Genomic DNA, 11,867 nt, shown 5'->3' on the forward strand with positions numbered 1-11,867 from the left:
CTGTACCCGGGTTGTAACCTGAGCTGGATATAAAAAGCCCCTGGCAAAATAACGATAAGATAGGGATACCTCTCATGAAAAAACTCGCATACGCCGCAGTGATTGCGGCGGTCGCGTCTTCGGTCTGCGCCAACGAGATTGAAGACTTCCGCAACAGCTGGACTTACCGCGCCCTAACGCACCAACGCACCCTGGACCTGGGAGAACCACTGGGCCGCGCTAACTTTCCTTATACACATAACAGTTATAACTCCTCCGCCTACGCCAACCTGGGCAGCTACTGGGACCCCAACCACATTTACAGTCTGGTGGATCAGCTGGATATGGGCATCCGCGCTCTGGAACTGGACGTTCATTACACCTACGGCGACCTGAAGCTATGTCATGGAACCAATGAACACACTGGCTGCTCCGCTTTTGATCGTCGCTTTGAGGACGGTCTGAAAGAGGTCGCTACCTGGTTGCGACAGGACGGCAATCGCGGTGAAGTGTTGATCATCTATCTCGAAGAGCATGTGGACGGTCGCTACGATGACGTCGTGGCGGCGCTAAACCGGCAGATGGGGGATTTGCTATACAAGCCGGGCAATTGCGCCACGCTGCCCATGAACATCAGCAAAGCGGACATTCTCAACAGCGGCGGGCAGGTGCTGCTGATCGGCGGTAATTGCGGCTCGGACGCCTGGGCGCAGACGGTCTACAACTATGGCTTTCCCACCGATAATGACCATTTCCATCCCTACCCAGAGTGCCGCACGGACAAGTACGATGTGAATTTCGTTCAGAATAATCTGGTTCGCATCTTTGAGGACAGCACCCGTCTATCCGACGTGTTCGGCGATCCACCTCAGCCGATCACTCCTGAGTTGATGGCCCAGGCCGCGCGCTGCAGCCTGGGAATCGTCGGTCTGGATCAGCTGAAAGCCTTTGACGAACGCATGACCGCCGCGGTGTGGAGTTGGGACCAGAATGAGCCCAACAATGCCAATAACAACGAGCATTGCGCCGAGCAATGGGGCAACGGCCGCTTCAATGACGCCGCCTGTAGCAACGTGCGTCCTTTCGCCTGTTACAGCAAAACCAGCGACGCCTGGGCGGTTACGCAGAGCAATGCAATCTGGGAACAGGGCGAGTTCTTCTGCCAACAGGAGTTCGGCGGCGATTATCGCTTCGCCACACCGAAAAACGGCTACCAGAACCAAATGCTGCAGAACGCCAAGGCGGCAATGGGCTACGCCAATGTGTGGCTGAATTATTCTGACTTGGCGCAAGAAGGGGTCTGGTCGCCGGGCGATCAGCCTGCGGTCACCCTGCCGGGAGACGATGGCGCCGTAGTGTGGCGCAAGCTGCGCAATGACAAAGGCAAATGCCTGGACCTCGAAGGCCGCGAAACCCATAACGGCGTGGAAATCCATCAATGGTCCTGTCACGGCGCCGATAGTCAGCTATGGTGGCGGGATCAATACGGCATGATCCACGCCAAATCAGCGCCGGACAAGTGCATCGACGTGTCCGGCGCCGGTACTGAGAAAGGAACCCGCATCGTGCTCTGGAGTTGCCACGGCGGGTCCAATCAGGTTTGGCTGCGAGGGCCCAGCAACAGCTTCCGCATCTCCAACGCCACAAACATGGCGCTGGACATCAAAGACCCGTTCTGGGGCGATGGCCAACGCGCGCATTTGTGGGAATATCACGGCGGCAAGTCACAGCGCTGGAGCTGGGACTGACCTCAGGCCTCTTCCAGATCCCGTTCAGGGGCGTAGCGCCGGGCGTTAATCCCGGTGGCGTCCCTGACGTCGATATTAATCACCAACGCACCCACTTCCGCATAAGGTTGATAGGCCACACAAGCGCCATCAGGCGCGATCAATGTGGTGGCGGAGCCCTGAAAATCCATGGCGTAGTTGACGCTGGCGAAAAAAACCGTGTTTTCGATAGCGCGACATTGCATGGCCCGCTCGTAGAACGGGTTTTCCAGCTTTCCCCATTGCGTCAGCTTCACTCCTTTGAAATGACTGCCCGTAAAATGGGGATGAAAGACGATCTTGGCGCCGCGACTGGCCGCCCATCGCACCGTTTCAGGACAACGCCACCCTTCATGGCTGATCACAATGCCGAACTTTACGCCATCCGCGTCAAACAGCTGGCGCCGGGACCCCGGGATGAAATAGGCCTCTTCCCCCTGCTCAAGGTGATTCTTCGTCTGCCGTCCCAACAGCACGCCGCGGCGATCCACGACAAAGGCGACATTGCGACGCCCTTCTGGGGTTGGCCATTCCATGGGAAGTATGATGTTTGTGGAGGTTTTACGCGCCAGATCGCAAATTCGGTCCAGCGCTGACTGCATTTTCCTTGGCGAGCAGTTTTCAACTTTGAAGTCCATGCCTCGAATTCCCGGCACATAAGCTTCTGGAAAACATATCAGGTCCACCTTCGACAGGGTCGCCTCCGTGACCAGACGGTCCACCCACTGCAGCGCATTATCGACAGACTTCGGGATCGGCGGAGATGCCAATGCAATTTTCATATATCAATCCTTTTGTATGCGTACGTCCTTTTTTATAAACCCGTCGACGCGCATCCACGCACGTCACGAGCTGTGTACAGCTTGGCGGTGTAAATCAACTGCGAAGGTTACTGCAACGGCTTTAAAACCACATTAAAGACGCCGACCTGAATGCCTTTCCGATCAAGCGAGAAGTCCAACCAGCGACAGCGGTCCGGATTACGATCAACTGCATCCGTTAACGCCTGGGCGCCACCCTGATCCTCACGCCAATAGCTTTGCGTCGTCAGGGTGCGGTATCCCGGCGCGCTGAACTTCCAATGAATATGCCTGCGACGTCCCCCATAGGTTCCCGGGACAATACTGTGGAACGCATAGCGGCCCATGGCGTCGGTATAACCCACGCCACGCAGGTTCACTGCATCCAGAGAATACTCACTGACGTCGCCGTCGCCCGCAGGGTGATAACGACCATCGCCGTCAGCGTGCCAGATCTCGACACGCGCCTCCGGCAAAGGAAGATCGCCCAGTGGGCCTCCTAGCACTTCTCCCTCTACTCTCATCAAGCGACCAGGAAGGTTGCGGTAGTTGATATAGGCGGTTTCTCTCGCGTTGCGCACATAAAAGGGGCCTTCCGGCGCCGCCTGCGTGACGCTGCAAGAATCGCTATCAAGATCATCTGCACACGCTCCACGCAAGGGCCACAACGACGCTCCCAGCACAAGCTTGAGAAAGACGCGTCTGTACAGCGTAGTCCCGGCGTTCATGTGACGTCCTCCATGGCCGCAAGTGAAAGGCAAGTTGGATAAAGGTCGTCTTATCCGTTCAACCAGCAGTTAATCCAAGTATAGTTCGCGACGACGCGCAAATGCGAAAGGAGAGTTTAAAACAAGCCCCCGTCAGGCGGCGGCTTCATGGTTCTTGGAGGCGGCGACGCGATTGCGCCCGCCTTTTATGGCCCGATACAGGGCGTGGGTGGCCCGTTTGATGGTGTCATGCAGGTCTTCATTGCGAATGAGTTGGGCGCAGCCGATGCTGACGCTGTAGCGCACGTCGTAGCTGGTGGGTTTGCACTGTTCAAACAGTTGCCGGATGCGCTCCGCGACCACCACCGCGCCATTGAGGTCGGTAGAAGGCAACCCAATCACAAACTTTTCGCCGCCGTAGCGTCCCAGAATATCCACCTCGCGAATCACGTTCTTGATGGTTTCCGCCAGGAATATCAACGCTTCATCCCCCGCTTCCGGCCCGAAGTTGTCGTTGATCCAGATAAAGTGGTCGCCATCCAGCACCAGAAAACTGAACTCCTCCTTGTAGCGCCGACAATGCTTCACCATCTGCGTGCAGCGCTCTTCCGCAAATCGCCAGTTCAATACTTTGGTGACGGGGTCATACATAATCAGCTCTTTCACCCGTTCCGCGAAAATACGGGTTTTCCAGATGTAATATCCGAGCACCACAAGACTGGCCAGTAACAGCAATACCGGGATAGTGCGCAGAATCGCCGTCAAGACGAACGTGGACGCAGGGTTGCGGCGAGCCAGCCAGAGTTGACCGCCCGGCAAGGGCGTGACGTAGACGACATCGCCATCAAATGTGCGGTGTTGCGGCTCGGCAGTGAAGATATCCGGCGGCAGTCCCTGAGGTTGCGAAGGAGACACCAGCGTCTGCGCATCTGGATCGGGATTAAGCCCCAGCCATTCAACTTCCGCTGAGCGCCGATGATACCAATACGCCAGTATGGTCAGAATCGTCAACGCCAGGACGACGCCTCCCACCACGAGCTTGTTGAGTTGCCTCTTGTTATTGCTATCTGTTTGCACCCACCGTTTCTCAACTGCTAAATGGCTCAGATTTAAAGAGAATTCTGATGAAAGTATAGCCGAAATGCGCGCTGCGCCAATGCTTCGCAGTCACAGAACAGTGTGTGGAGGGAAAGGCCGAAAAACTCCGGCCCTGATTGTAGAGACTAAGCGGCGTTTAGCATCTGCATGAAAAATCGATCCATGGTTTCAAGATCGAGCTTGTCCACAGGTTCAAAACGCACTGTCTCCAACGCTTCAAACTGAGCATCCGCAAAGCAGTCTATCGCTAAGACAGGTCTGATAACTTCCTTTTCATTCCCCATCGCCTTGCGCTCCAGCAATGCATCAACTTCCGTCACTATCGGACCGCCGCCCAGCATACGCGCCTTCAATTCATAAAAGCGCACTGGTGGAGGCGTCCGATATTCCGCCACCCACATCGCCGCCAGCAATGTGCGCAGCATATAGGCATAACGCTTGGCGTTGACCTCGCCCGCCGCCAGCCTCTCGCGCTCATTACGCGCCATGGAGAAGTAGTGATAAAACAAGGATGCTGGACGCGCGGACAGCGACGCCAGATACTTCATCTGCGCAAGGAACACTACGTCCCGACTATACACAATTGGCGAGTTCAGCCATTCCTGCAGCGTCGCTGAACCGCTGCGTAACAGCGTCAAGGCCTTGCTGATATCCCAGCCGCTGACATCCAGTTCATCATCTATCGGGAGTTCAATCACATCCCGCCGCTTGCCTAACGATAAATAGTGGGACAGTGAGCGCTGATAGATAAATCTAACGTCATAATCACTATCCCGGGAAGCGAATCCCCAGGCCCGGCTGCCTGATTCGCACGCGTAAAGCACCTTCACATCGTGCTCCCACTCGATCCGCTCCAGGGTTTCCTGTATCCGCTTTTCCATTGTCGCCACTCCTATTGTTACTTCTAATATGGTGGACGCGGTGGGACTCGAACCCACAATAACCAAAACTTCAGGCATTACTCCGAAGCGGTATTGACCTACAACGCGCGCCAGTCGCGAACCCCACAACGAGCCCGGACCTGCATCCTCAAATTTCGTCAATACGCCAAATGGTCTCGGTATTACCCTTCACCGGCCGCCTTAATCGTTTGCCGGCGGCTCGCCTTTTCGCCTTCGCGCCCTTTCTTCTCGCCCTTCACATAACAAAGATCGCGCCAATATTTTTTAGAGCGACGAATATTTTTTTATGTTTATGTTTTAAAAGCATTTATCTGAATTTTTTTGCACGCGAAGCATGTAAGAGATCAATCCCAAAGTGAGAATATGTTATCAAAGTGAATAGCTAGTTATCTTTTTTGATCAGGTTATTTATTGCACAATTCGGCAACCTAAACGCCAAATTCTCCATGCACAACTATGGGAATTACTTATGCAGATTTATATACGGTTGTTATTTAATGGCGCAGCCTGCGCGTCCAGCGAGCCGCGCAGCGAAGTCAAAGCGAGACAACAAGGACAATAAATGCGTGTAATTATCCTGGGCAGCGGCGTCATCGGCGTTTCCACCGCATATCATCTGGCTCAGCTGGGTCATGAAGTAACTGTTGTCGACCGTCAAACCGGTCCTGCATTGGAAACCAGTTACGGCAACGCTGGCGAGATTTCCCCCGGCTGCTCTGCGCCCTGGGCGGCGCCAGGGATTGCGTTAAAGGCGATCAAGTGGCTGTGTATGAAGCATCGTCCACTGGTAGTTCGCCCCAGTCTGAACCCCGACCTTTGGCGCTGGACAGCGCAATTCCTGGCTAACGCAAACTCTCACCGCTACCACCAGAATAAATCACGCATGTTGCGACTGGCCGAATACAGCCGCGACGTACTCAAACAGCTGCGCGCCGACACTGGCGTCAGTTACGACGAACGCAGCCGCGGCACCATTCAATTATTCCGCAAGCAACAGCAGGTCGACGCCGCTTTGGCGGACACCCAAATTCTGGAATCCTTTGGCGTTCCTTATGAGTTGCTGGACCGCGACGGCTGCATCAAGTACGAACCAGGACTCGCCTCTGTCAGAGACAAGATCAGCGGCGGACTGCGTCTGCCCGGCGACGAGACCGGGGACTGCTTCAAATTCACGCAAGCTTTAGCCGCATTAGCGGAAGAAATAGGCGTCGTATTTAAACAAGGCGTGGTCATCCGTGGGCTGGAGAAAAACGGCGATGCAATCGTATCTGTGCAAACGGATCAAGGCCCGTTGCAGGCGGACGCTTATATCGTCGCGCTCGGCAGCTATACGCCACTGTTGCTGAAGCCCTTGGGGCTCAGAGCCCCCATCATTCCGGTGAAGGGCTATTCGATTACCTTGCCGGTAAAAAACCCAGAACGGGCGCCCGAGTCGACGCTGTTGGACGAAACCTACAAAGTAGCCGTCACCCGCCTGGGCGACCGTATACGGGTCGGAGGAACGGCGGAGCTGGCGGGCTACGACCTGCGCCTGCATCAAGCCAGAAAGAACACATTGGAGTTTGTGGCGGACGACCTGTTCGGAACCGGCTACGCCAATGGCGAAGCCGAATTCTGGACCGGACTCCGCCCCATGACTCCGGACGGAACCCCTATCGTTGGGGCGACGCCCATCAACAAACTTTATGTCGCCAGCGGCCACGGCACCTTGGGCTGGACCATGGCGGCGGGAACGGGACGCGTCATGGCGGATATTGTATCTGGACGCAAACCCGAGATTGACACTGAGGGACTGGGAATAGACCGCTACTGATAACCACTGCTATTTGAGGGACCGTCGCTGGCGGATGGAGCTCCGCTTCGCCGCCGTTCTCAATGAGGACGGCGAACCATTGGACGCACGCTTGATCCATATCCTGTGTCTGGCGCACGTCGGGAGCTGTGACCCGACGCGACGCCGCGTCTTTCAAAAAACGTATGGGAAGCAGCGCAGCGCCCTCCACAGCGCCGCCTGATAAATAAAGAGAGGAGAAAATCCCTTGGAAACTATTCATAAGCTGGTATCCGACCTGAATGATTTCGTATGGGGGCCCCCCATGCTTATTCTTATTCTGGGCGTAGGGCTGTTTTTACAATGCCGTTTGAAGTTCATGCCCTTATTTACGCTCAAGCTGGGCCTGCAACTGGTATGGAGAGGTCGTAAGCCGGATACTCGGGACCCTGGGGAAATCAGCCCTTTCGCCGCACTGATGACCGCCCTGGCTGCGACAGTGGGCACCGGAAACATTGCCGGCGTCGCTACGGCGCTAGCGCTCGGCGGTCCTGGCGCGCTGTTCTGGATGTGGGCCACCGCTCTGGTGGGCATGGCGACCAAATATGCGGAAGTCGTACTGGCGGTGCGCTTTCGTGAAAAAGACGAGAACGGTGAATATGTTGGCGGCCCCATGTACGCCATCAAAAACGGCCTGGGCCCCAAATGGGCCTGGCTGGGCGGAGCCTTCGCCTTGTTCGGCGGACTGGCGGGATTCGGCGCCGGCAACATGGTGCAATCCAACAGCATCGCAGAGGTAATGAACACCTCCTTCGGCATCCCCGCCGCCGCCTCCGGCGTCGTCATGACCGTGCTGATCGGCTTCGTATTGCTCGGCGGCATCAAACGCATCGGCGCCGTGGCGCAAGCGCTGGTGCCCACCATGTGCATCTCCTATATTCTCTGCGCCTTTTATATCCTGTTCACGTTCTCTGATCGTATCCCTCACGCTTTCGACCTGATCTTCACCCACGCTTTCTCTCCCACCGCCGCTACAGGCGGATTCGCCGGCGCTGCAGTGATGATGGCGATTCGCTACGGCGTCGCCCGAGGCATTTTCTCCAACGAAGCCGGCCTTGGCACCGCAGGTATCGCGCAGGCGGCGGGGAAAACCTCTGACCCGGTGACCTCTGGTCTTATCGGCATGATGGGTACTTTCATCGACACCATTATTGTCTGCACCCTGACCGGCCTGGCGTTGATCACCAGCGGCGTCTGGGAAAGCGGCGTGTCCGGCGCAGCGCTCACCGCCAGCGCATTTGCCGCGGCGATGCCGGGATTCGGCGAATATCTGCTGGCGATCCAGTTGATCGTTTTCGCCTTCACCACCATCCTCGGTTGGGCTTATTACGGCGAGAAATGCTGGGAGTACTTGATGGGCTCCGCCGCGATTATTCCTTACCGTCTGCTAAGCACCCTGTGCGTCATGATCGGCGCGCTGGCGCAGCTGGAATTCGTCTGGTTGGTCGGCGATGTCTTCAACGCTTTCATGGCCATCCCCAACCTGCTGTCGCTATTGCTGTTGTCGCCCATTCTGGTCAAGTTGACCAATGAGCATTTCGCCACCGTCAAAATGGCGGCGGTTAGAACTTAACGATCTCATAAACCCCTGTGGCCGCCTCTGTGCGGCCTTTTTTATACTCATCCATAGACTTCCCACCCCTCTCCACCTTAATCCCTGCAAACATACACTCCAGCTATCAAGTTGCCTTCCTCGCGGCCTTCGGAGAATATGATCGCTGTCTGTAACCATTTATCGAAAAAGATCATATGAAAAACGTAGTCATCGGTCTGCTGGGCACCACCATGGATAAACGCGGCAAGGGGCCTGCGCGCTGGGAAACCTGGCGGCCGACCGTCGGCATATTCATGCAACAGGACCTGCTGATTGATCGCATAGAGCTGCTGCATGACGCCAGAGACTCACGCCTGGCCAATAACGTGGGCGCGGATATCGAGACTGTATCGCCGGATACAGAAGTGAGCCTGCGCCAGGTCAGTTTCAGCGATCCCTGGGACTTCGAACAGGTTTACAGCACGTTGCTGGATTTCGCCGAAAACTATCCTTTCAAGCCAGATGAAGAGCGTTATCTACTGCATATCACCACCGGCACCCATGTTGCGCAGATTTGCTGGTTCCTGCTATGTGAAGCGAATTACATTCCCGCGCAGATTTTGCAGACCTCTCCAGACAGAGGCGAACGCGTCGCCGCAGGGAAATATCATCTGATTGATCTCGACCTCTCCAAATACGACGCCATCAGTTCACGCTTCAAGCGCCAGCAGTTGGAAGGGACAGAGTTTCTCAAGTCAGGCATCGCCACCCGCAACGCCCGCTTCAACGCCATGATCCAGCAAATCGAGCGAGTGGCGATTCGCTCCCAGGCGCCGATTCTGATCACCGGCCCCACTGGGGCAGGCAAATCCCAGCTCGCTGGCAAGATTTTTGAGCTGAAGAAAATCCGCGGCTCCGTCAGAGGTGAATTTGTGTCAGTCAACTGCGCCACGCTACGTGGCGACAGCGCTATGTCGGCGCTGTTTGGCCACAACAAGGGCGCATTCACCGGCGCACAAACCGCTCGCAAGGGCCTGCTCGCCAAAGCCGATCAAGGATTGCTGTTCTTGGATGAAATCGGCGAACTGGGCCTGGATGAACAGGCGATGTTGTTACACGCCATCGAAGAGAAGCGCTTCTACCCCGTCGGTTCAGACAACCCTGCGCACAGCGACTTCCAGCTTATTGCCGGCACCAATCGCGATCTGCAGAAACAGGTCGACAACGGCAGCTTTCGGGAGGACCTGTTAACCCGCATCAATTTGTGGAGTTATGAACTCCCCGGATTAAAAGACCGTCGCGAAGACATAGAGCCTAACCTGGAGTATGAGCTGCAAAAAGCCGAGCAGCAGCTAGGTCATAAGGTCAGCTTCAATAAAGCCGCCCGTGCCAGATTCCTGCATTTCGCCCAACAGCCGGACTCCTTATGGCAGGGCAATTTCCGCGACCTGAACGCCTGTGTACAGCGTATGGCCACACTCTCTGAAGGCGGTCGCATCAACGAAACGCTGGTGGATGAAGAGTGCGAGCGTCTACGGCGATTCTGGCGACGCAGCAGCGCTCAGGAGTCTCTGCCGCCATTGGAAGACTACCTGTCCCCTGAACAGGTGGCGGAAATTGACGCCTTCGACCAATATCAGTTACGCAGTGTGATTGCGCTCTGTCGTGACAGCCGCTCTTTGTCTGAGGCGGGACGCCAGCTCTTCAACCGCTCAAGATTGCGTAAAAGCTCCAGTAACGACTCTCATCGTCTACGGCAGTATCTGAGTAAGTTCGATCTGGAATTCGATAATCTAAAAACATAAATCTCTATCTAAATAGATATATCTCTTCAACGACATATTTCGACAATTTTATATATATTCTTATTTTTCATATAGTTAAGTATATGAGAAAAGTTGGCCCAGCTTTTGTAATAGTAATGGTATCGAGATGAACCTGCTGCAAGGCGATTCATCCAAATACAGTTGCTCCGGGACAAGCGAGTCCCACCAAAAAGGTTTGAGAATGATGCAAAGCACAAAACCCCAAATGCCCTACGAAGTAACTAACGTAGAAAAAGGCGTTCCGATCAAAAGCTGGACCAACGGCGTTCCATTCGAACCGGAAGCGCGTAAGCAATTAAGAAACATTGCGTCCCTGCCGTTTATTCATAAGTGGGTGGCTGCGATGCCGGACGTGCACTTAGGTAAAGGCGCGACCATCGGCTCTGTTATTCCCACTTCCGGCGCCATTATTCCCGCTGCGGTGGGAGTGGATATTGGTTGCGGAATGATGGCGGTGAAAACCGACGTGCATGCAACGCAGTTGCCGGATTCTTTGGGAGCGCTACGTAGCGCGATAGAAGCGGCGATACCCCATGGCCGTCAGCCAGGACGACGCGACCGGGGTTCCTGGCATGATATTCCAGAGGATGTAGGCGCTCGTTGGACTCATGAACTGGCGGATCGCTTTAAAATCCTGTGCGAAAAGCACCCGGTTTTGAAAAACACCAACAACGTGAACCACCTGGGAACCCTGGGTACCGGTAATCACTTCATCGAAGTGTGTCTGGATGAGAATAACGACGTATGGATTATGCTGCACTCAGGTTCCCGCGGCGTTGGGAATCGTATCGGCGAGCATTTCATCAAGCTGGCGAAGAAGGAAATGGAGCGTTTCTTCGTAAACCTGCCGGATAAAGATCTGGCCTATCTGGCGGAGGGAACCGATTACTTCAACGACTATGTGCAAGCCGTTGGCTGGGCGCAGGATTTCGCGCGCATCAACCGTGAGGCGATGATGCAACGGGCGCTGAACGCCTTGGCGGTTACGTTGAACAAGCCGGTAATCGCCGAGCTGGAAGCGGTGAACTGTCACCATAACTATGTGCAGAAGGAAAACCACTACGGGAAAAACGTGTGGTTGACCCGAAAAGGCGCAGTAAGCGCACAGGAAGGCCAGCTGGGTATTATCCCAGGCAGCATGGGAGCCCGTTCCTACATCGTACGCGGAAAAGGCAACGCGGAAAGCTTCTGTAGCTGTAGCCATGGCGCAGGAAGAGTGATGTCCCGCACCGAGGCGAAAAAGCGCGTATCCGTAGAAGAGCACGCTCGCGCCACAGCGCATGTGGAATGCCGAAAAGACGCGGCGGTAGTGGACGAAACGCCTTCCGCTTACAAAGACATCGACGCCGTGATGGCGGCGCAGTCCGACCTGGTTGAAGTCGTGCATACGCTGAGACAGGTGGTTTGCGTAAAAGGTTGAAGAG

The 11,867-nt window shown here is 55.4% G+C and carries 9 protein-coding genes; 5 read left to right on the top strand and 4 right to left on the bottom strand.

The window, feature by feature from the left end; all coding sequences use genetic code 11:
* Positions 1–74: 74 nt before the first annotated feature.
* Entirely contained in the window at positions 75–1,727 is a 1,653-nt protein-coding gene (locus ONV78_RS01180; protein ID WP_279500400.1) for a phosphatidylinositol-specific phospholipase C domain-containing protein, read from the top strand.
* 2 nt (positions 1,728–1,729) lie between these two features.
* Here the strand turns inward: ONV78_RS01180 and ONV78_RS01185 are convergent, their stop codons facing one another.
* The 4 genes from ONV78_RS01185 to ONV78_RS01200 form a co-directional block, all read right to left on the bottom strand.
* Positions 1,730–2,527, bottom strand: coding sequence for a carbon-nitrogen hydrolase family protein (locus ONV78_RS01185; protein WP_216735381.1), 798 nt, complete (start codon positions 2,525–2,527; stop codon positions 1,730–1,732).
* Positions 2,528–2,634: 107 nt separating this feature from the next.
* Positions 2,635–3,273 carry a hypothetical protein gene (locus ONV78_RS01190; RefSeq protein ID WP_279500402.1) on the bottom strand — a complete coding sequence of 213 codons (639 nt, stop codon included), beginning with the start codon at positions 3,271–3,273 and terminating at the stop codon, positions 2,635–2,637.
* Positions 3,274–3,405: 132 nt separating this feature from the next.
* Entirely contained in the window at positions 3,406–4,329 is a 924-nt protein-coding gene (locus tag ONV78_RS01195; RefSeq protein ID WP_279500403.1) for a GGDEF domain-containing protein, read from the bottom strand.
* Positions 4,330–4,475: 146 nt separating this feature from the next.
* Positions 4,476–5,231 (bottom strand): nucleotidyltransferase domain-containing protein, encoded by a 756-nt coding sequence (locus ONV78_RS01200; RefSeq protein ID WP_279500405.1) that lies wholly within the window; start codon positions 5,229–5,231, stop codon positions 4,476–4,478.
* 583 nt (positions 5,232–5,814) lie between these two features.
* On the opposite strand from ONV78_RS01200, the gene ONV78_RS01205 reads away from it, so the two are divergent.
* The 4 genes from ONV78_RS01205 to ONV78_RS01220 all read left to right on the top strand — a co-directional run bounded on the left by ONV78_RS01205 (position 5,815) and on the right by ONV78_RS01220 (position 11,863).
* Positions 5,815–7,065, top strand: a complete 1,251-nt coding sequence (locus ONV78_RS01205) for a D-amino acid dehydrogenase (protein WP_279500406.1) — start codon at positions 5,815–5,817, stop codon at positions 7,063–7,065.
* Positions 7,066–7,291: 226 nt separating this feature from the next.
* Positions 7,292–8,656, top strand: a complete 1,365-nt coding sequence (locus ONV78_RS01210) for a sodium:alanine symporter family protein (RefSeq protein ID WP_279500408.1) — start codon at positions 7,292–7,294, stop codon at positions 8,654–8,656.
* A 176-nt stretch (positions 8,657–8,832) separates the two neighbouring features.
* The gene (gene rtcR / locus ONV78_RS01215; RefSeq protein ID WP_279500409.1) at positions 8,833–10,422 is read left to right on the top strand and encodes an RNA repair transcriptional activator RtcR; all 1,590 of its coding nucleotides are present in this window, start codon (positions 8,833–8,835) and stop codon (positions 10,420–10,422) included.
* 202 nt (positions 10,423–10,624) lie between these two features.
* The gene (locus ONV78_RS01220) at positions 10,625–11,863 is read left to right on the top strand and encodes an RtcB family protein (protein ID WP_279500410.1); all 1,239 of its coding nucleotides are present in this window, start codon (positions 10,625–10,627) and stop codon (positions 11,861–11,863) included.
* The last annotated feature ends 4 nt before the right edge of the window (positions 11,864–11,867 follow it).

The sequence above is a fragment of the Hahella sp. CR1 genome (assembly GCF_029813005.1).
Lineage (GTDB): Bacteria > Pseudomonadota > Gammaproteobacteria > Pseudomonadales > Oleiphilaceae > Hahella.